At 58.7% G+C, this 20,415-nt stretch carries 20 protein-coding genes and 1 pseudogene; 5 read left to right on the forward strand and 16 right to left on the reverse strand.

All coding sequences use genetic code 11. From position 1 onward, the window contains the following. Positions 1-115: 115 nt before the first annotated feature. From sutA to glnK, 4 genes are all read right to left on the reverse strand, one after another. The gene (gene sutA, locus VCA57_RS06150; protein WP_411184083.1) at positions 116-445 is read right to left on the reverse strand and encodes a transcriptional regulator SutA; all 330 of its coding nucleotides are present in this window, start codon (positions 443-445) and stop codon (positions 116-118) included. A gap of 238 nt (positions 446-683) precedes the next feature. Continuing rightward, positions 684-1,934 (reverse strand): ammonium transporter, encoded by a 1,251-nt coding sequence (locus tag VCA57_RS06155; protein WP_411184084.1) that lies wholly within the window; start codon positions 1,932-1,934, stop codon positions 684-686. Between the two features lie 76 nt (positions 1,935-2,010). Further along, positions 2,011-3,327, reverse strand: coding sequence for an ammonium transporter (locus VCA57_RS06160; protein ID WP_411184085.1), 1,317 nt, complete (start codon positions 3,325-3,327; stop codon positions 2,011-2,013). A gap of 33 nt (positions 3,328-3,360) precedes the next feature. Next, positions 3,361-3,699, reverse strand: coding sequence for a P-II family nitrogen regulator (gene glnK / locus VCA57_RS06165; protein ID WP_021700071.1), 339 nt, complete (start codon positions 3,697-3,699; stop codon positions 3,361-3,363). A gap of 425 nt (positions 3,700-4,124) precedes the next feature. Here glnK and VCA57_RS06170 point away from each other — a divergent pair, with 425 nt between their 5' ends. Next, on the forward strand, positions 4,125-4,394 hold the full coding sequence (locus tag VCA57_RS06170; protein WP_411184086.1) for an accessory factor UbiK family protein: 270 nt from the start codon (positions 4,125-4,127) through the stop codon (positions 4,392-4,394). Between the two features lie 40 nt (positions 4,395-4,434). Continuing rightward, positions 4,435-5,934, forward strand: coding sequence for a YifB family Mg chelatase-like AAA ATPase (locus tag VCA57_RS06175; RefSeq protein ID WP_411184087.1), 1,500 nt, complete (start codon positions 4,435-4,437; stop codon positions 5,932-5,934). Positions 5,935-5,990: 56 nt separating this feature from the next. On the opposite strand, the gene VCA57_RS06180 is transcribed toward VCA57_RS06175, so the two are convergent. From VCA57_RS06180 to VCA57_RS06195, 4 genes and pseudogenes are all read right to left on the reverse strand, one after another. Beyond that, positions 5,991-6,776 carry a gamma-glutamyl-gamma-aminobutyrate hydrolase family protein gene (locus tag VCA57_RS06180; RefSeq protein WP_411184088.1) on the reverse strand — a complete coding sequence of 262 codons (786 nt, stop codon included), beginning with the start codon at positions 6,774-6,776 and terminating at the stop codon, positions 5,991-5,993. A gap of 395 nt (positions 6,777-7,171) precedes the next feature. Further along, complete coding sequence (locus tag VCA57_RS06185; protein WP_411184159.1) at positions 7,172-8,032, reverse strand: methyl-accepting chemotaxis protein; 861 nt, start codon at positions 8,030-8,032, stop codon at positions 7,172-7,174. Beyond that, positions 8,027-9,208: pseudogene (locus VCA57_RS06190) on the reverse strand (Cache 3/Cache 2 fusion domain-containing protein); the annotation flags it as partial. The gene VCA57_RS06185 and the pseudogene VCA57_RS06190, both read right to left, overlap by 6 nt. 99 nt (positions 9,209-9,307) lie before the next feature. Beyond that, the gene (locus VCA57_RS06195) at positions 9,308-10,228 is read right to left on the reverse strand and encodes a LysR substrate-binding domain-containing protein (protein WP_411184089.1); all 921 of its coding nucleotides are present in this window, start codon (positions 10,226-10,228) and stop codon (positions 9,308-9,310) included. 137 nt (positions 10,229-10,365) lie between these two features. Between VCA57_RS06195 and VCA57_RS06200 the strand changes: the two genes are divergently transcribed. Beyond that, positions 10,366-11,763, forward strand: coding sequence for a NorM family multidrug efflux MATE transporter (locus VCA57_RS06200; RefSeq protein ID WP_411184090.1), 1,398 nt, complete (start codon positions 10,366-10,368; stop codon positions 11,761-11,763). Here the strand turns inward: VCA57_RS06200 and VCA57_RS06205 are convergent. The 5 genes from VCA57_RS06205 to VCA57_RS06225 all read right to left on the reverse strand — a co-directional run bounded on the left by VCA57_RS06205 (position 11,666) and on the right by VCA57_RS06225 (position 16,486). After that, positions 11,666-12,664 (reverse strand): SdiA-regulated domain-containing protein, encoded by a 999-nt coding sequence (locus tag VCA57_RS06205; RefSeq protein ID WP_411184091.1) that lies wholly within the window; start codon positions 12,662-12,664, stop codon positions 11,666-11,668. The two genes, VCA57_RS06200 and VCA57_RS06205, sit on opposite strands and share 98 nt — an antisense overlap. Before the next feature lie 75 nt (positions 12,665-12,739). Then, the gene (locus tag VCA57_RS06210; protein ID WP_411184092.1) at positions 12,740-13,087 is read right to left on the reverse strand and encodes a NirD/YgiW/YdeI family stress tolerance protein; all 348 of its coding nucleotides are present in this window, start codon (positions 13,085-13,087) and stop codon (positions 12,740-12,742) included. Positions 13,088-13,169: 82 nt separating this feature from the next. Beyond that, complete coding sequence (locus VCA57_RS06215; RefSeq protein ID WP_411184093.1) at positions 13,170-14,105, reverse strand: SdiA-regulated domain-containing protein; 936 nt, start codon at positions 14,103-14,105, stop codon at positions 13,170-13,172. Positions 14,106-14,229: 124 nt separating this feature from the next. After that, positions 14,230-14,895, reverse strand: coding sequence for a fumarylacetoacetate hydrolase family protein (locus tag VCA57_RS06220; RefSeq protein ID WP_411184094.1), 666 nt, complete (start codon positions 14,893-14,895; stop codon positions 14,230-14,232). 196 nt (positions 14,896-15,091) lie between these two features. After that, positions 15,092-16,486 carry an FAD-binding oxidoreductase gene (locus tag VCA57_RS06225; protein ID WP_411184095.1) on the reverse strand — a complete coding sequence of 465 codons (1,395 nt, stop codon included), beginning with the start codon at positions 16,484-16,486 and terminating at the stop codon, positions 15,092-15,094. Between the two features lie 185 nt (positions 16,487-16,671). Between VCA57_RS06225 and serA the strand changes: the two genes are divergently transcribed. After that, the gene (serA, locus tag VCA57_RS06230) at positions 16,672-17,901 is read left to right on the forward strand and encodes a phosphoglycerate dehydrogenase (RefSeq protein ID WP_411184096.1); all 1,230 of its coding nucleotides are present in this window, start codon (positions 16,672-16,674) and stop codon (positions 17,899-17,901) included. Between the two features lie 60 nt (positions 17,902-17,961). Here serA and VCA57_RS06235 read toward each other — a convergent pair whose 3' ends face one another. Both VCA57_RS06235 and VCA57_RS06240 read right to left on the reverse strand, forming a co-directional pair. Further along, the gene (locus tag VCA57_RS06235) at positions 17,962-18,396 is read right to left on the reverse strand and encodes a DUF4399 domain-containing protein (RefSeq protein WP_411184097.1); all 435 of its coding nucleotides are present in this window, start codon (positions 18,394-18,396) and stop codon (positions 17,962-17,964) included. Between the two features lie 36 nt (positions 18,397-18,432). Continuing rightward, entirely contained in the window at positions 18,433-18,948 is a 516-nt protein-coding gene (locus tag VCA57_RS06240) for a DUF523 domain-containing protein (protein ID WP_411184098.1), read from the reverse strand. Between the two features lie 221 nt (positions 18,949-19,169). Between VCA57_RS06240 and VCA57_RS06245 the strand changes: the two genes are divergently transcribed. Beyond that, on the forward strand, positions 19,170-19,727 hold the full coding sequence (locus tag VCA57_RS06245) for a DUF6160 family protein (RefSeq protein ID WP_411184099.1): 558 nt from the start codon (positions 19,170-19,172) through the stop codon (positions 19,725-19,727). 17 nt (positions 19,728-19,744) lie between these two features. Here VCA57_RS06245 and VCA57_RS06250 read toward each other — a convergent pair whose 3' ends face one another. Next, positions 19,745-20,377 carry a 2OG-Fe(II) oxygenase gene (locus VCA57_RS06250; RefSeq protein WP_411184100.1) on the reverse strand — a complete coding sequence of 211 codons (633 nt, stop codon included), beginning with the start codon at positions 20,375-20,377 and terminating at the stop codon, positions 19,745-19,747. Positions 20,378-20,415 lie beyond the last annotated feature (38 nt).

The following is a 20,415-nucleotide window of genomic DNA, read 5'->3' on the forward strand; positions in this document are numbered from 1 at the left end:
GGCTAAATGCTCTGAGCGCTTTTCGAGCCCCATCTATGCCCTGCCACCCTTACGCCTGAAAAACAAAAAGCCCGCAAGCTTTTGGCCTGCGGGCTTTTTGTTTTATGGCAAACGCCTAGATAGGACGACTGCCATATTTGCTATCAGGCTTCTTGGGTGGGTCGGCAACCACGTTGTCTTCGACCTCCTGCACCTTGCCGCCACGGGAGAGGAACTCTTCCATGGCGCGCGCCAGGGCATCACGCTCTTTCTGCTTGGCTTCAACGCTCGGCAGATCTTCTACATCAACCGCAGCCTTGACCTTCTTGCTCTTGCTGGCAGGTACAACTTCGTCGTCACCATCGCCATCATCACTGCTATCGCCATCATCGGCAGCAGCCAGTTCCTCGCCGTCGTCTTCTTCAGCGCCGTCTAATTCGTCGTGTTCCAGATCTTCGTCGCTCATGTTCCAACCTCATGACTTGCGAAAAGCAGAGTAGTTATAGCCCAGCTACGTCAACTTTCTAACGTTGCCGGAAAAAATCAGTAGTTTTACTCAAGCTGCGCGCCGCGCATCCGCGATCTGCGCCCAACGGCGCGCATTCTAGGGGCTCTTGCCGCTTCATCACAACAGGTCCAGCACTACTGCTTATGCAGAAAAAACAAAGGGCGCCAAAAGGCGCCCTTGTTCAACCCCAAGAAATTCAGCGCTTGGTGAATTCCGGGTAGGCTTCCATACCGCACTCGGCGATATCCACACCTTCGTACTCTTCTTCCTCGCTGACACGCAGCCCCATGACCAGCTTGATGACAGACCAGACGATCAGGCTGCAAACGAAGACCCAGGCGAAGATCGAGCCAATACCCAGCAACTGCGCGCCCAGAGTGGCATCGCTGTTGGTCAAGCAGACCGCCAGCAGACCCCAGATACCGACCACACCGTGAACAGAGATGGCACCAACTGGATCGTCGAGCTTGAGCTTGTCCAACGCCAGGATCGAGAACACCACCAGCACACCACCCACACCACCGATCAAGGTCGCTTGCAGGGCAGTTGGAGTCAGCGGTTCAGCGGTAATCGCCACCAAGCCAGCCAGAGCACCGTTAAGGGCCATGGTCAGGTCAGCCTTGCCAAACAGGATGCGCGCCACAATCAGCGCAGCAATCAAGCCACCGGCAGCGGCCATGTTGGTGTTAACGAACACGTTGGCTACGGCGTTAGCATCTTCGATGGTGCTCATCTTCAACTGCGAACCACCGTTGAAACCAAACCAGCCCATCCACAGGATGAAGGTACCCAGCGCTGCCATCGGCAGGTTGGCACCCGGAATGGCGTTGACTTGGCCATTAGCGCCGTATTTGCCCTTACGTGCACCCAACAGCAGTACACCTGCCAGAGCAGCGGTCGCGCCAGCCATGTGCACCACGCCAGAACCGGCGAAGTCAAGGAAGCCAGCGGCGTTGAGGAAGCCTGAACCCCACTTCCAGAAGCCTTGTACCGGGTAGATGAAACCCGTCATGACCACGGCGAAAGCCAGGAAGGCAAACAGCTTCATACGCTCAGCCACAGCACCGGAAACAATCGACATACAGGTAGCGGCAAACACCACCTGGAAGAAGAAGTCCGAACGCGCAGCGTAGTAAGGTGCATCGTCACCACCCGCCAGAACCGACTCAACACTGTGTTCGTCGCCCAGCAGGAAGCCCAGGCTTGGCAGGATGCCGCCTTCTGGGCTGGAGTACATGATGTGATAGCCGATCACCAGGTACATGACGCTAGCAACCGCATACAGCGCGATGTTCTTGGTGAGAATTTCAGTGGTGTTCTTGGCGCGCACCAGGCCGGATTCGAGCATGGCGAAACCTGCCGCCATCCACATCACCAGCGCGCCGCAAATCAGAAAGTAAAACGTATCAAAACCGTACTGCAATGCAGTCAATGCTGTGTTGTCCATAGATCACCTCTTGCCGTCGCGCTTTAGCGCTGTTCGGTTAAGGCGCCCGGGTTGGCTCCGGGCGCACTCCGTGTGCTTACAGGTTGTAGCCGCGCTCGTTGTGCTCGGAAAGATCCAGACCGACCGACTCGGCTTCTTCGCTGACCCGCAGCCCCATCACCACATCCAGCACCTTCAGGATTACGAAGGTAACGATGGCGGTGTAGACGACGGTAAAGGCCACGCCCTTGAACTGAATCCACAGTTGCAGGGCCACGTTCTCCACCTCACCGAAACCACCGAAGGCTGGTGCCGCGAAAATACCGGTCAGCAGTGCACCGACGATGCCACCGACACCGTGCACGCCGAATACATCCAGGGAGTCGTCGTAACCCAGCTTGCGTTTCAAGCTAGTGGCGCAGAAGAAGCAGATCACGCCCGCTGCCAGACCGATAACCAATGCACCGACTGGACCGACTGTGCCGGCAGCTGGAGTAATCGCCACCAAACCGGCGACCACACCAGAGGCAATGCCCAGAGCGCTCGGCTTACCGTGAGTAATCCACTCGGCAAACATCCAGCTCAATGCAGCGGCGGCAGTAGCAATCTGGGTGACCAGCATGGCCATGCCCGCAGTGCCGTCAGCAGCAATCGCCGAACCCGCATTGAAGCCGAACCAGCCGACCCAAAGCATGGCTGCACCGATCAGGGTATAGCCGAGGTTGTGCGGAGCCATTGCAGAGGTTGGGTAACCCTTGCGCTTGCCCAACACGATGCAAGCCACCAGGCCAGCAACACCGGCATTGATGTGCACAACAGTGCCACCAGCGAAGTCGAGCACGCCCCAATCCCACAGCAACGCACCATCACCGCCCCATACCATGTGGGCGATTGGCGCATAAACCAGGGTGAACCAAACCACCATAAAGATCAGCATGGCGGAGAACTTCATGCGCTCTGCGAAAGCACCGACGATCAAAGCAGGCGTGATGATGGCGAAGGTCATCTGGAAAGTAATGAAGATACTTTCCGGGAACGCACTTGTTAGTGCTTCCTTCGTCAGCTTGCTAAGGAACAGATTATCCAAACCACCGACAAAGGAATTGAAGTTGGTTACACCAGCCTCCATTCCTGTGGTGTCGAAGGCCAGGCTGTAACCATAAACAAACCAGACGATGCTCATGACGCACGTGATGGCAAAGCACTGCATCATCACCGACAGGACGTTCTTCGAACGCACCATGCCAGCGTAAAACAGTGCAAGACCAGGGATAGTCATGAACAGCACCAGCGCAGTGGCTGTCAGCATCCATGCTGTGTCACCGCTGTTCAACACAGCCTCGTCAGCCATGGCCAGGCCTGGCGTAACGAGGGACAAAAGGGCTCCTAGCCCTGCGATTTTTCGCAGAGTCATGGTTTAACTCCTGGGGCGTGGGGGTTCGGAGGCTTAAACTGCGTCGGTGCCGGTTTCGCCGGTACGGATGCGGATAGCCTGTTCCAGGTTTACAACGAAAATCTTGCCGTCACCGATCTTGCCGGTATTGGCAGCTTTGGTAATGGCCTCGATCACGCGATCGAGTTGATCGTCAGCGATAGCCACGTCGATTTTCACTTTTGGCAAAAAATCGACTACGTATTCAGCACCGCGGTACAGCTCGGTGTGGCCCTTCTGACGACCGAAGCCTTTGACTTCAGTAACAGTGATGCCCTGCACGCCGATCTCCGACAGTGACTCACGGACGTCGTCCAGCTTGAACGGCTTGATGATGGCAGTGACTAGCTTCATGTAACTCTCTCCCGTGTAGGTGGACTTGCCCCAGGAATTGCGAACCCGGACCAAGTCTAAGCGCAGTGTCTGGCTTTTGTAATGCATCGTTGCCCTAACCCAGCGACAGCGATACTCACCAACCGCTCCTGACGAAGCACTTCCCGCTTCGCCTAACGCACCGGAACTGCATCGGTGCATGCGTCACAGGAGACAAAGCAGAAAGCTTGCCAGATTGGTAAAAAATGATTTATTTCATGCATTTACCCGGTAAAAGCGACTATCTGCCGGATAACCACCTACGCGCCACGCACAATAACAGTGCACAAGCCTGGCGGACGGCGCGCGAAAACCGTGCGCAGATGGTGCTCCCCTGCGACAGTCGCCCCACAAAGCCCAATAAAGGCGCGTGCTACACTGCCGCCATCTGCAAACGGAACCTCACCATGCTGCCACCTAAAGTCCTGCTAGATGCCCTGACCACTCACGCCTCGCGTCTATTTAATGGCGATGCGCCCTTGCCGCGCGGCGAGTTTGAAGCCCAGTTCAAAGTGTTACTACAAAGCGCCTTCAGCAAACTCGACCTGGTTAGCCGGGACGAATTCGACAGCCAGATGGTCGTACTGGCACGCACCCGCGCTCGCCTTGAAGCCCTCGAGGCCAAGGTTGCCGAAATGGAAGCCCGCAGCGCAGATGCCTTAGCCGCCAACGAGTAGCCACTCACTGCGCATGCATCAGCCGATCAAGGAGTGATCGATGTCCCTGGCCATAGTCCACAGCCGCGCCCAGGTGGGGGTTGAAGCACCAGCCGTCACCGTTGAAGCTCACTTGGCCAACGGCCTACCCTCTCTGGCCCTGGTCGGCCTCCCGGAAACCGCCGTCAAGGAAAGTAAGGACCGCGTACGCAGCGCCATCCTCAACTGCGCCTTCGATTTTCCGCCCCGGCGCATCACCTTGAATCTAGCCCCGGCTGACTTACCTAAAGATGGTGGCCGCTTCGACCTGGCTATTGCCCTGGGCATTCTGGCAGCCAGCGGCCAGGTACCGGCAGCCGCATTGGAGGAGCTGGAATGCCTTGGCGAATTGGCACTGTCCGGTGCTGTACGTCCAGTCCAAGGCGTCTTGCCCGCCGCTCTTGCCGCCCGCGCCGCAGGCCGCACCTTGCTGGTGCCCAAGGCCAATGCCGAGGAAGCCAGCCTGGCATCAGGGCTGGTGGTGATTGCCGTCGAGCACCTACTGGAAGTCGCCGCCCACCTGAATGGCCAAACCCCAATCGCGCCCTACCAAGCGCAGGGCTTACTGCGTCAGGTGCAGCCCTACCCGGACCTAGCCGAAGTACAAGGACAGATTGCCGCCAAACGCGCCTTGCTGGTAGCGGCAGCTGGCTCGCATAACCTACTCTTCACAGGCCCACCCGGCACCGGCAAAACGCTGCTGGCCAGCCGCTTACCAGGCTTGCTACCACCGTTAAATGAACAGGAAGCGCTGGAAGTGGCGGCCATTCACTCAGTCGCCAGCCACACCCCGCTGAGCGCCTGGCCACAGAGACCATTTCGTACACCGCACCATAGTGCTTCCGGCCCGGCACTGGTCGGTGGCGGCAGTCGCCCGCAACCTGGCGAAATTACGCTGGCACACCAGGGTGTGCTGTTTTTAGACGAGCTGCCTGAATTTGACAGAAAAGTCTTGGAAGTTTTACGTGAGCCCTTGGAAAGCGGGCATATCGTGATCGCCCGCGCCCGCGACAAAGTGCGCTTCCCGGCGCGTTTTCAATTGGTGGCAGCGATGAACCCATGTCCCTGCGGGCACTTGGGCGATCCGTCCGGGCGCTGCCGCTGCAGTAGCGAGCAGATCCAGCGCTACCGCAGCAAACTCTCCGGCCCACTGCTCGACCGCATCGACCTGCACCTCAGCGTACCGCGAGAAACCACTCGGTTGAATCCCAACACTGAACAAGGCCCGAGCACCGCAGAACTGGCCGCTCAAGTGATCAAGGCACGCCAGCAGCAACTGGATCGCCAAGGTTGCGCCAATGCCCATTTAGACCTCAACGGCGTGCAACAGCACTGCGACTTACAGCACGAAGACCGCCTCTGGCTGGAAAACGCCTGCGAGCGGCTGGGCCTGAGCCTGCGCGCAGCACACCGGGTGTTGAAGGTCGCACGCACATTGGCCGACCTCGATAGCACCGCACACATCAGTCGCGGCCACCTAGGCGAAGCGTTGCAATACAGGCCCAGCACTAGTGGTGCCTGAGTGACAGATATGAAAAAGCCCCGCATGCGGGGCTTTTTCATGGGTGATGCTGGCGGCTAATCGCGTTGCGATACGCGCTCGCGGCAGGCATCGCCAAAAGCCTTGAAGATCTTCACCGAGTGCGGATTCTCTGCAGCATGCCACTCCGGGTGCCATTGCACCGCCAAGGTGAACTGCTCGGCGGCCGGCAGGTGAATCGCCTCAACCAAACCGTCCGGCGCATGGGCCAGCGCGGCAACGCCCTCACCCAACTGATCCAGCGCTTGACCGTGCAGCGAGTTAACCGGAAATTCAGCCTCGCCCATCAGCTCGGCAAACCAGCTACCAGGCAGCGCTCGCACAGTGTGACTGTCAGCATATTGCACATCCACTGGCGCGCTGCTGTCTTCGCGATGGTCGTTCATGCCTGGCACTGCATAAGCCTTCTGGTGGATGGTGCCACCCAGCGCTACGTTAATTTCCTGCATGCCACGGCAAATGGCGAATAGCGGTAGACCACGCGCCAGCGCTGCACGGATCAGCGGAATATCAAACAGATCGCGCTGCGGATCCTGGCCTTTACTGGGGGTCAGATTTTCTTGGCCATATAGCGCCGGATCGATATTGCTGCCGGCACCGGTCAGGTAAACACCGTCAACCATCGACAGGTACTGGTCGATGTCATCAGCGCCGCAGCAGCTGGGGGCCAACAGCGGCACACAACCAGACAGTTCAACCAGAGGGGTTATGTATTTGTGGGTCATGACTTGATAGGCATGCCCTTTGCGCTCTTGAGCGCCCATGGACATCAGGACAACCGGTTTACGCGCGCCGGGGCGCTGTTTCGTATTGTTGTTGGACATACATCACCTTGGGGCAGGCATGGGCCTGCCGTTATGGGCAGGAAGACTGACGGCCGTCAAACCCTCCTGTTTTACCGCTGGTTCGCCCGCCATAAAGCCTACACGACAGGCGAAACACTGTAGGCAGTCTGCCAAAGCCGTAAAATATGTCAAACAATTCAAAGGGGATATTAAGCGAAAAGGCCGCTAGCCTAATCAATCCAGACCAACAAACTTATATAAGACACTGTTATAAAAGATATTTATTGATATACCCAGGCCACGACAGTCCAATATTTTTTACGCAGCCCTACACATCGAGACACAGGCATACAGGACCAAACAACGGGCAGAAAAAAAGCCCAACCACTTATGGCGGCTGGGCTTTCTGCTAGTGACTACGCCTACAGGAAAACCTACTGGAAGCGACCAACTTCCTGACGCAGGTCGTTGGCCAACTGATCCAACTCTCGCGCCGTCTGGGCCAGGTTGGCGACAACTTCGCGCTGCTCGCTGTTGGCCAGAGCGATACTCTGCAGGTTGCTGCTCAGCAATGTAGCCGTGCTGCTCTGTTCGCTGGTGGCCGTGGTGATTGCGGCAAACTGCTCGCCCGCGGCATTGCTCTGCTCATCAATTTGCGCCAAGGCATCGGCCACTTTGGCATTACGCTGCAGGCCGTCCTCCATCAACACCTTGCCTTGCTCCATGGTGGTGATAGCGCTAGTGGTCTCGCCTTGAATGCTGGCAATCATGGTCGAGATTTCATTGGTCGCCTCACGTGTGCGGCCGGCCAGATTACGCACCTCATCGGCCACCACAGCAAAGCCGCGCCCCTGCTCACCAGCGCGAGCCGCCTCAATGGCCGCATTCAGCGCCAACAGGTTGGTCTGATCAGCAATAGAGGTAATTACGCTGACAATCCCGCCGATTTCCTGGGAGCGCTGCCCCAGCGTATTGATCACTTCAGCGGTGCCATTGAGCGATTTAGCGATCTGCTCTAGCGCGCCAGAGGCTTCGTTCATGGAAGAACGGCCAATGCGCGTTTGCTGCGCATTTTCACTGGCTAAGCGCTCGGTGTTACGCATGTTGTCGGCGATATTCAGCGAGGTAGCGCTGAACTCCTCGACGGCGCCGGCCATGCTGCTGATTTCGCCAGACTGTTGCTCGATACCTTCGTAAGCACCACTGGCTAATCCGGACAACGCCTGAGCGCGACTACTGACGTTTTGCGCGGCACTGCGAATCCGCGCAACCATGCTCGATAGCGCCTCACCCATCTGGTTGAAGTTACGCGCCAGCTCGGCAATTTCATCGTTGCTGGTGATATTCAATCGCGCACTGAGGTCACCTGAGCCAAGGGCCTGCGCCTGCGCCACAAGGTCACCTAACGGGCGCAGCTTGCGCCGTAGCAGCCAGATAACCGCGCTAACAGCCAGCAACAACGTCACCAAGCTGCCGATTGCCAGTTGGCTGCCTACACGCCAAGTCACCGCCTGGATCTCCTCCTTCGGCATGCTAGCCACTACCAACCATGGGCCGCCCGAGAACGGCATGGCAACACTGAAAAACTCTTCGCCACCATCACTCCAGAAAGCCCCCTTACCCGGGTCAGCCAGCACTGCGCGGATGCTGCTAGCAACCTGCTCTGGCTGCCGCGCCCCAGCCGGCGGCACCAGCCACTGATTCTGATCATCAAGCAGAGCCAGAGAGCCGGTAGAGCCGATGCGAAAACGTTTGAGGTCAGCAAACTGGGCATTTTGTGCATCGGTGTAATCGAAGCCAACGAACAACACCGCAATAACCTGCCCGCTGCCATCGAGAACCGGCGTGTACTGCGTCATATAGAAGCGCTCGAACAACAACGCGCGCCCGACATAACCTTTGCCACTCAGCAGAAGCTGATAAGCAGGATGCTTGTGATCCAGCACGGTACCGATCGCGCGCGTGCCATCCGGCTTGGTCAGCGAGGTGCTGATACGTACGAATTCGTTGCCATCGCGTACGAAGACCGTGGCAACCCCGGCGGTCAGCTGATGGAACTCATCAACCTCGGCGAAATTGTTGTTTAGCGGAGCCGCCCCCAAGGACAGCACTGGCGTCTGCATACCCGCCACAGCGACCCGATCGCCGCCCTGCAGCACCAAGCCGCCGCTGAAGCGCCGCTCGAACAAGCCAGCCAGACGCTGGGTGCTCTCCCGCAGGCTGCTGTGGAAAGTGCTCAATTGGTCTGCCAGCAGACGCGCCTCACTACCAAGGTGCTCCTCGCGAGTGGCCAGACTGGCTTGGCCAAGGGAGCGCAGTGCGAACAGCGTACTGGCACTGATCAACACAACTAAAACACAGGCCAATGCTGTGGCTAATTGCCAGGCAATTCGTGAACGAGGGGATACCATGCAACTCTCCAAGGCCACAAACGGCCGATATAAGGCACAAAAAGGCCTAAAACCCATCATTTAATCGACGGCGGGGCAGAATACTTGAGCGCATTCGTGGGTCAATAAAAAAGCGGCCAAAGGCCATCATTTCGTCGAAAACTATGAACTGACCGTCTTTTATGGCTCGATCCGCGTTACCTCAGGCATATGCATCAGCGCCACCTCGGCCACCAGAAAGTCCCGTAGACGCCGGAAACGCTCTTGTCCGCGACGGGCTCGGGGCCAAACCAAATAGTAGCTGCAACCGCTGGGTACTGCGCTGGGCCACGGCAGAGCAAGTCGCCCTTGGGCAACATCCTCGGCAACCATCACCAGATCACCGATGGATACGCCATAACCACGTGCGGCGGCGACTATGCCCAGCTCCAGGGTGTCAAACACCTGGCCACCCTTGAGTGGCACCTGATCAGCTAGCCCCACGGCTTGCAGCCATCGCCGCCAGTCACGGCGATCCGGAGTGGGATGGAGTAAATCCGCAGCCTGCAAGCGCGGCAAATCCCAGGGCTGGTCACCCAAGGCTTCTGGCGCACAGACGGGAATCAGCCACTCAGCGAACAGCTCAGCACGCTCCCATTCATCCGGGAAGTCACCCGTGCTTAGCAGCACGGCGCAATCAAACGGCTCATGCAGAAAATCAACTTTGTCGACGTCCATCCAAGCACTGGTCAGCTGTACTTCACTGGCGCTGCTTAGGCGATAGCGCGACAGCCGCGCCAATAGCCAGCGCATGGTCAACGTCGAGGGCGCTTTCAAGCGCAGCACTGAGTCGTCCACATGCAGGGTATTACAGGCCCGTTCAAGTGCCGCAAAGCCATCACGCAACCCTGGCAGCAGCATCCGCGCAGCTTCCGTGAGCTGCAGGCTGCGGCCATGGCGCTCAAACAGTCGACAAGCGAAGTGCTCCTCAAGCGTGCGCACATGGCGGCTGACCGCACTTTGGGTAATCGCCAGCTCCTCGGCGGCGCGAGTGAAGGAGCAATGTCGCGCCGCGGCTTCGAACGCGCGCAAAGCATAGAGCGCTGGCAAGCGCCGGCTCATAGGCTCAATCCATGAGTAATAGTCATGCCTTTCATCGCTATTATCCTTTTGTGCCGCCACGAATGGCTCTGGAGAATAGGCGCATTCTCTGCCTGCGCGGATCAGCCGAGCAAGCTTCTTACTGAGTAGAACTCATCATGCGGCAACCTATTCGTGGCGAGCTGTGCGCCATTCTTAAACTGGCTGGACCGCTGGTCGCGGCCCAACTCGCGCACGTGCTGATGGTCTTCACCGACACCGTAATGATGGGCCTGCTTGGCCCAGCGACTCTGGCCGCCGGGGGCCTGGGCGCGGCCAGTTATTCCTTTGTTTCGATTTTCTGTGCTGGAGTGATTGCCTCTGTCGGCAGTCTGGTGGCCATTCGTCACGGTGCGCAGGACGCCGCCGGTGTTACCCGCCTGACACAAAATGGCCTGTGGCTGGGCTGGGGCCTGGCACTGATGGCCGGCCTGGCACTGTGGAACCTGAAACCCGCACTGCTGTATTTCGGCCAGGAACCGGAGAACGTCACGGGGGCCATACAGTTTCTTACCACCCTGGTATTTGCCCTCCCCGGCTATATGAGTTTTATGGCCCTGCGCGGCTTTACCAGCGCCATCGGCCGTCCAGGCCCGGTAATGGCCATCAGCATTGGCGGGGCGCTGGCCAACTTCATCCTCAACTACGCCTTAATTAAGGGCTGGCTTGGCCTGCCTCAGTTGGGTCTTGCCGGCATTGGCCTGGTCACCGCCATCGTGACCAACGTCATGGCTCTGTTACTGGCCTGGCACATCCTGCGTCACAACGCCTATAGCGGCTATCCACTGGCACAGGGTCTGTTGCGCCCGCTATGGGCCGAGCTGAAAGAGCTATTGCGCCTGGGACTACCGATTGGCGGTACCTACGCTGTAGAGTCCGGGCTATTCGCCTTTGCCGCACTGGGTATGGGCGCGCTGGGCAGCACCCAGCTGGCCGCGCATCAGATCGCGATCATGTCGGTGTACGTGGCCTTTATGGTGCCGGTGGGGATTTCCTACGCGGTAACCTTCCGCATCGGTCAGCACTTCGGCGCGGGCAACCTAGTGCAAGCGCGGCAGGCCGGACGCTTAGGGCTGGGGCTGGGGGCGCTGTGTATGCTGGGTTTTGCCGGGCTGTTCTGGTTGGCTCCGCACTGGGTGGTTGGGCTGTTTCTCGACACCACGGACAGTGCCTATGCCGAGGTGGTGCAACTGGCCGTGGCACTGCTGGCGATAGCGGCCTGGTTCGAATTCTTTGATGGTATTCAGACCATCGCCATGGGCGCGATTCGCGGTTTCAAGGACGCCAAAACCACCTTCTGGGTCGGCCTGGCCTGCTACTGGGCAGTGGGCGCACCACTGGCCTGGACGTTGGCCTTCCCCTTGGGCTGGGGTGCCCAAGGTATCTGGTGGGGATTGGCGGGTGGCCTGGCCTGCGCCGCTATTGGCCTGACATTGGGCTTTGAGTGGAAGACTGCGCGGCTGCTGCAACCGGTGAGAACAGCTCCGCACGCCGTCCCGACGACTCTGACTTCTTGAAGCGATAAAACAGGTTTGGCTCGCTGACCAGGTAGAGACCGCCCTGATTATCCATGGCAATACCCTCAGCCTGAGGCACGCTAAGTTTTAAGCCATTACGCCCGCGCAGCAACGACAAACTGCTGATCGGCCGCCCAGCAATATCCAACTCCAGCACCAGCCGCGACTCATCGGACAGCGCCAGCAAATGCCCAGTGCGCTGATCAAATTGCAAGCTGGAAAGGTCACGCACAAACAGCCCGGCATCACGCTTGCGATCGTCCACCACATGCACCGCCAGCGGTTGGCCGGGATCGCGCTGTGGAAAGCCGTGTATTTCATATATACGCAGCGGGTCACGCTCCTTGGCAACAAACAAGCGCTGCCCGAGCGAATCGTAGGCCAAGCCCTCGAAACCCTTGTTGCCATTCAGGCCAATGCTCAACGACAGCTGCTGAGACTGCTCGGCATACAGCGCCGTGGTGCTGTCACTCACCCGCACTTTAAGCAGTCGCTGGCGCCGCTCATCAGTGATCACATACACCCCTTGGCTGATGTACTCGACCGCCTCGGCATCGCCAAAACCATGCAAATCGATGCGCCGCAAAAGCTCGCCATCCAACGACAACTCGATCAACTGCGCCTGGCTGTTCGTCACGGTAAACAGGCTGTTACGGTCTGGGTCATAGGTCAGCGCCGAGACATCATCACTCAAGCCCTCGATCACCTGAGCTTCGATCTCCACCTGATAATCCGACAACAGCATGGACGCCTGCTGACCTTTGCCCGGCTGTTGCCACTGCTGCAGATTGAACCAGGCGCGCTCAAATAGGCGGTACTCCTGGGCGAAAAGTGTGAGCGACAGCAATAGCAACGCAGCCAGACTCAACAGCAAACGCTTCAGGGTGAAAAACTCTCGCATGGTGATTTACTCGCGACACAACAACATCAGCCCGAAGCAGGGCTTCGGGCTGATGCGGGCAAAGGATGGCCTGGCTTACTTGACCAGTTCGAGGTACTCAACATCGATTTCACGGCTGGTCAGATCACGATCAACCTCACCGCTAATCTTGACCATCGCCGTTTCAGAAATGGCCTGGGCTGGCCAATGCTCATCGTCAATCTCGACATTGATGGTGCCGCTGGCGTCTTTGAACTCATATAGCTCATCTTGCAGACGCTTGACGATCTGCCCCTGCAGCACCACCGGCGTGTCATCCGCCGCATCCAGCGCCGCCGCTACTGTAGTGACCTGAGCCGTTGCACCTGGGCCGGTATAACCAGCAGCCATTACTGCGGTGGAGAACAGTGGAGCCAGCAGCAGAGCTAAAGTAAAACGTTTCATGGTGAACCCTCTAATCAGTTGGTGATGGGGCCAGACTAGAGGGCGTTGCTGAAACCAGGCTTAATCGGTGCTTAAGCCAAACTTAATCCGCAGACTCGGCCGGCACGGCAACCGGCTCCTTGCGCAACACGTAAAACAGGTTGGGTTCGCTGACAATATAGATATTGCCGGCCTTATCCATCGTCACGCCTTCAGCCTGGCTGATGCCATGGTGCAAGCCGTTCATACCACGGGACAGGCTGATAAAGCTGACCGGCTCGCCCTGTGCATTGACCTCCAACAACAGCCGCGACTCATCCGACAGTACCAGCGCATGGCCGGTACGCGCGTCGTAGCTCAGTGAGGAAATGTCACGCAGGAACAGATGCCCCGAGGCCATCGGCTGCAACACACCAGCTGCGCCGCCTTCACCGGGGAACGGCAGACTGAACAAACCCAGCGGGCCGCGCTCCTTACCGAGCAACACCCGCTCATTGCGTGAGTCCCAGGCAATCCCCTCGAAGCCCTTGTTACCGGCATCGGCAAAGCCAAGATCAAAAGAGGGATGGTCGGCAAACTCCAAGCTGCGGGTCAGAGCACCCAGTTTGAAGGTCGTCAGCGTACGCTTGCGCTCATCGATGATTCCAAGGCGGCCATCTGCGAGCATTTCCACCCCTTCCGGGTTGGCAAAGCCATGCAGATCGACACGCCGCATCACCTGGCCATTCAGGCTGATCTCAATCAGCTGCGGGAATTTGCCGGTCACCGCAAACAGGGTGTTGCTCTCGGCGCTGTAGGTCAGCCCGGAGACTTCGTCATCTTCCAGCCCCTGCAATGGCTTGCCTTGCAGAACCGCCCGATAGCCCGGCAACCAGATGTTTTGCGCCTGCTCGGCAGCGCCCACCTGCTGTTCTTTCGCCCAGAACGACAGACGATCATCCCAGTGCAGATAATTCGCCACCAACAGGCCCGTAATAAGCAGGACCAACAGCAGCACCAGCCAGCGCTGCGCCCGCAACCGGGTAAGCCAGATCGACATCGCACACAACCCATAACAACGATGGCAGTCAGACTAGAGCGCTATGCGTAAGTTTCGGTCATGCCGCCAAGCCAAAAAGCACCTCCAGGTGCCCGTGCCCGCTAGGCGGCAAATTGAGCGTTTATTAAAGCGTACGGCTAGCGAAGCGACTATGGCCAACCAGCTCTAAGACCAGTTCCTCGCCCTTGTTCAACACCCCGACGCCAACCGGTGTTCCGGTGAGGATCACGTCACCTGGCTGCAGGCTGAAATGACCACAGATGTGCTGGATCATCGGCAGAATTGGATTGAGCATGTCACGGCTGTTGCCGTCCTGACGTACATCGCCATTGATTGTCAGACGAATCCCCATATCGCGCAGGTCTTCGACAGCATCACCGGGGATAAAAGGAGCCAGGACGCAGGCACCATCAAAGGACTTGGCGGTTTCCCAGGGATAGCCCTTCGCCTTAAGCGTGGACTGCAGATCACGTAGGGTTAGGTCCAGGCCCGGAGCAAAGCCGGAAATCGCATCGCGCACTTCCTCGGTACTCGGCGTGCGTGACAGCGGCTTACCAATCAACACGGCAATTTCTGCCTCGTAGTGCACGTCACCACGGCCCTCAACGAGAGCAAAACCGTCAACAAACGGCACCACACAACTGCCCGGCTTGATAAACAGCAACGGCTCGGTCGGCACCGGGTTGTTCAGCTCTTTGGCATGCTCGGCATAATTACGGCCGATGCACACCACCTTCCCCATCGGAAAATGGATACGGGTGCCATCGACATACTGGTGTTGGTAGCTCATGGGCAACTCCTTATGGGAATGCGTTGCACTGCTCTTTATGGGAGCAGGCCGCGTAGAGCGGATAGCCCGCCCTACGGTCTGAATCGTTGACCGCCCATAGTGGACGAATCATCAAGGGCTGTCGTCTCGACCAAAGATTTAATCTGCTTGCTGAAAGCTTCGCCAAGGCAGCATGTCCGCGAAGCCCCCGCAGCTATCAGAGCTGGAATATCTTGCCCGGGTTCATGATGCCGTTGGGGTCGAAAACCGCTTTGACCGCTTTCATATAACCGATTTCTGCTGGCGAGCGGCTGTATTCCAGGTAATCGCGCTTGGTCATACCCACGCCGTGTTCGGCGCTGATCGAGCCGTTGTACTTCTCGACAGTCTCGAACACCCATTTATTCACGGTGGCGCACTTGGCGAAGAATTCGTCCTTGCTCAGCGCATCGGGCTTGAGGATGTTCAGGTGCAGGTTGCCGTCGCCGATGTGGCCGTACCAGAGCACTTCGAAATCCGGGTAGCTGCCTGCCACGATGGTGTCGATATCGGCAAGGAACGCCGGCACCTGGGAGACCGTCACTGAAATGTCGTTCTTGTACGGCGTCCAGTGGCTGATGGTCTCAGAGATGTACTCGCGCAGCTTCCACAGGTTCTGCAATTGCTGCTCACTCTGGCTCATCACGCCGTCGAGCACCCAGCCTTGTTCAACGCAATGCTCGAAGGTGGCGAGGGCGGCATTGGCCACGTCCTCGTTGACGGCCTCGAACTCCAGCAAGGCATAGAACGGCGTGCGGCTTTCGAACGGCGCGGGTATGTCACCACGCGCGAGAATCTTATCCAGGCACTTGTCGGAGAAGAACTCGAACGCCGTCAGATCCAGCTTGCCGTGGAAGGCATGCAGCACCGGCATGATCGAATCGAAATCTGGGGTACCCAGGACCATCGCCGTGAGGTTGCGCGGCGCACGATCCAGACGCATGGTCGCCTCAACCACGAAGCCCAGCGTGCCCTCGGCACCGATAAACAGCTGGCGCAGGTCATAACCGGTGGCGTTCTTGATCAGATCCTTGTTCAACTCAAGCAGCTCACCAGTACCGGTGACCACTTTCAGGCCCGCCACCCAGTTGCGGGTCAGGCCATAGCGAATCACCTTGATGCCACCAGCATTGGTGCCGATGTTGCCGCCAATCTGGCTGGAACCGGCGGAGGCGAAATCCACCGGGTAATACAGGCCTTTGTCTTCGGCAAACTGCTGCAGAGCGGCAGTAACCACGCCCGGCTGGCAAACCACGGTACGGTTGGACTCGTTGAAGTCGAGAATCTGGTTCATGTAGTCGAACGACACCACCACTTCGCCATTGGCGGCCACGGCACCGGCGGACAACCCCGTGCGGCCACCGGATGGCACCAGCGCCACCTTATGCTGATTGGCCCAACGGACGATGGCCTGCACCTGCTCAATGCTCTTGGGGAAGGCAATCGCCAGCGGCGCTGGGGCGAAGTGCTTGGTCCAGTCCTTACCGTAGGTGTTGAGGGAATCGGCATCGGTCAGCACCTTGCCGGGCTCAACCAGGGTCTTCAGCTCTTCGATCAGCGCAGGGTTAGTCATCTACGGAACTCTCATACGATTCATGGTCACCCTGAGCACGCTTCATCTGCCAGGATAGGTGTTTCGCGGGGCTCGTATGCTAGCATACGCCCCCCGTGAATCGTGCCCCTGGGCCGATCTGCGAGCTGCGGCCGGCCGCGCCCGGCCTCCTCCCTGACACTATTTGTGGGACAACAGGCACTCCGATGAGCAAGACCTCTCTCGACAAGAGCAAGATCAAGTTCCTTCTTCTTGAAGGCGTCCACCAAAATGCAGTGGATACCCTGAAGGCCGCTGGTTACACCAACATCGAGTACCACAAGGGCGCACTCTCCGACGACGAGCTGAAAGAAAAGATCGCCGACGCGCACTTTATCGGTATCCGTTCACGTACCCAGCTAACGGCTGACGTTTTCGACTGCGCCAAGCGCCTGGTCGCGGTGGGCTGTTTCTGCATCGGCACCAACCAGGTCAACCTGGACGCCGCTCGCGAACGCGGCATCGCCGTATTCAACGCCCCGTACTCGAACACCCGCTCGGTCGCCGAGCTGGTACTGGCGCAGGCCATCCTGCTGCTGCGCGGCATCCCTGAGAAGAACGCTTCCTGCCACCGTGGCGGCTGGATCAAATCGGCGGCCAACTCGTTCGAAATCCGTGGCAAAAAGCTCGGTATCGTCGGTTACGGCTCCATCGGCACCCAGCTCTCGGTACTTGCCGAAGCCTTGGGCATGCAGGTGTTTTTCTACGACACGGTGACCAAGCTGCCGCTGGGTAACGCCACGCAAATCGGCAAACTGCATGACCTGCTGGGCATGTGCGACATCGTCTCGCTGCACGTTCCTGAGCTGCCGTCCACCCAGTGGATGATCGGTGAGAAGGAAATCCGCGCGATGAAGAAAGGCGGCATCCTGATCAACGCAGCACGCGGCACAGTGGTCGAGCTGGAGCACCTGGCAGCTGCGATCAAGGACGAGCACCTGATCGGCGCGGCCATCGACGTGTTCCCGGTCGAGCCCAAGTCTAACGACGAAGAGTTCGAAAGCCCGCTGCGTGGTCTGGATCGCGTGATCCTGACTCCACACATCGGTGGTTCGACGGCCGAAGCGCAAGCCAACATCGGTCTGGAAGTGGCAGAGAAGCTGGTTAAATACAGCGACAACGGCACCTCGGTGTCGTCGGTCAACTTCCCTGAAGTGGCCCTGCCAGCTCACCCGGGCAAACACCGCCTGCTGCACATTCACGAGAACGTGCCGGGCGTGATGAGCGAAATCAACAGCGTGTTCGCCGAGAACGGCATCAACATCTCTGGCCAGTTCCTGCAGACCAACGACAAAGTTGGTTACGTGGTCATCGACGTCGACGCCGAGTACTCCGACCTGGCGTTGGAGAAGCTACAACACGTACGCGGGACTATCCGCAGCCGCGTGCTGTTCTAAGCAGCACAGCAACGAAAAAGGGAGGCCTCGGCCTCCCTTTTTCATGTCTGCAATAACGCCCTACTTCACCGTCACGCTGATCGTTTTAGAAATCACCGGAGGGTCTAGCGGCACGTGGTTTTTGTCGCCAACCAGCAACTGCAAGGTGTGCTTGCCAGGTGGCAGGGTCAGCTCGGTTTCGGTTTGGCCTTTACCGAAATGCCGTACGTTGTCGCTCATTGGCAAGGGCTGATCCATGGCCGGGGGCTGCTTGAGGTCGATTAGCAGATGGTGGTGGCCGGTTTGCGGCACATCAACACCGGCCGGGGCAACGCCCATGCCCTTGAGGCCGAACTTGACGGTGAATGTCTGCCCCACCGTGGCACCGTCTGCCGGTTCAATGAAATACACCGCTGCATCCGCTGGCGCACTGGTACGTGGCATCTCTGCCCAGGCCGACGACGTGGCACCGAGCAGAGTGGCGCACAGGCCGAATCCAATCATTAAGGCTTTCATAGTGACTCCTTCAGGTGAACGCTCCTGAAGTCGACCCTAGCCCAGGTCGATCGTTCCACTGGTGCCATGCTCCAACGCCATCAGCGCAGCCTCGGCAGCGGGCAACTCCTCTTCACTGAACACCTGCACACCAATGCGTCGCAACGCAGCGGCGGTTACACCCTCACCAACCACCTTGGTGCCGCTAAACGTGCCGTCATAGTTCTCGCGATTACCGCACGAAGGACTGCGCGCTTTGAGTAACGCGATCCGAATAGCGTGCCGGGCGACCAAGGCACATGCCTGCTCGGCACCATCAACAAATGCCGCAGTAACATCCTCGCCCTCAATAGTCAGCACCGGCAAATGTCCGTCGAGTACCTGCGCGCCCTGGCCACCGGCAATCTCTGCGGGTGCCCGCGGGGTCGGTAGGCCGCCGGCTACTTCCGGGCATAGCGGCACAATCCGCCCTTGCTGCTGCCAGCGCTCAAGCAGCCCAAACGGGCCATGCGCGCCACCGTCATAGCGCACCCGTTGGCCCAACAAGCAGCGGCTCACCAAAATTTTCTGCATTAGTCACTCACATTCAGTCACCAGCCGTAACACCGTCAGGTTACTGCGCTTGATGCCGGCAGATCAAAGGGACGGGGTGCGCGACTTATTGCCAAGCGCATCACGTCGGCACAACGCTCAGCACGCCATGCCGGCCTATCCTTCGGCGGGAAGCAGGCTCACCCAATGGCGCACGCACCAGGCCCGGCACACACTCTCGCCATTCAGCAGAGGATGCCCCCATGTACCGCTCACTTCGCACCTTCGCCCTACCACTTGCGGCCAGCTTGGCAGCCTATGCCCTACCGAGCCAGGCTGCCCTGCTACCCATGGATAACCAGAGCCTGAGCGAAGTTAGCGGGCAAGACGGCATCAGCATCCGCGCCGACGTGCTGGCCACGATTAAAGAGGTGCGCTGGACGGATGACGGCAACTATGCCTCGCTGCGCAACGTGAAGATCGATAACGGCTGCACCACGCCAGCCAGTTGCCCGAACGGCTCCGGCGGCAGTTTTGCCTTCGGCGCAGCGCAGTTGGGCCTGACTTTGCCGATTTTCGGCGTCAACCTGCCTACCCTGAAAATCGATGTGGTGAGAAACGCCAGCGGCCAACAACAGCTGCAACTCACCCTGCCCGATCTAACCACAATCAATCAGCAACTCGTCGCCAGCGGCATCCCGGCGCAGCGTATTCGCGTGCGCATGGCCGCCGACATGTATGTCGGCGAAAGCCGCCTGGGCACTTTCGAACTGCGCGACATCACCGACCTGCGCGGCACCTTCAAGGTGTGGGGCCATTGACCGGCCGCCGACGCGACTCAGAACGGCGCATCACCTCGGCGACGCAGCCAGCCCGTCAATGACAAGCGCTCACGGGTCGCTGGCAGGACCTCATGCGGCATATCGGCAGAGAGAAACACCAACAGACTGCCCGCCTGGGGCAGCACATCATGCAAGCGGCCGTCGGCCAAGTGCAGGCGCAATGCACCACCATGCTCGGCCAGCCAATCGTCATTGAGATAAAACACCACCGACACAGCGCGGCGATCGTCATCGCGGAAGCGGTCCAGATGCTTGCTGTAATACGCCCCCGGTGGATACAGGGCGAAGTGGCTTTCAAAATCTTCCAGACCAAGGAACAGCGCGCGGTTCAAGGCTTGGCGCAGCTCATCCAGCACCGCCAGGAATTGATCGCAGGCGACGCTCTGGCCGGCATCTAACCATTGGATATGGTCACCGCGCAGGCCTTCACTGACCACCGCCAAGGCACCGCGACCGACGCCAGCCTGCACCAATAAACCGGCAGCGGCACGTTTACGGCACTCTTCGGCCAGATCGTGGGTCAGAGTTGGGGCAATGAATTGTGTTTGTAGCGACCAGCCGTGCTCGGCCAAGTCATCGATGATGCACGCCAAGCGGGTGCTTAGCTCGTCACTTGCGCAGGTGTTCAATAATAGCCCCGAAGGAAGAGAACCTGCATGGACGCAGG

The organism is Pseudomonas sp., from assembly GCF_046581935.1.
Lineage (GTDB): Bacteria > Pseudomonadota > Gammaproteobacteria > Pseudomonadales > Pseudomonadaceae > Aquipseudomonas.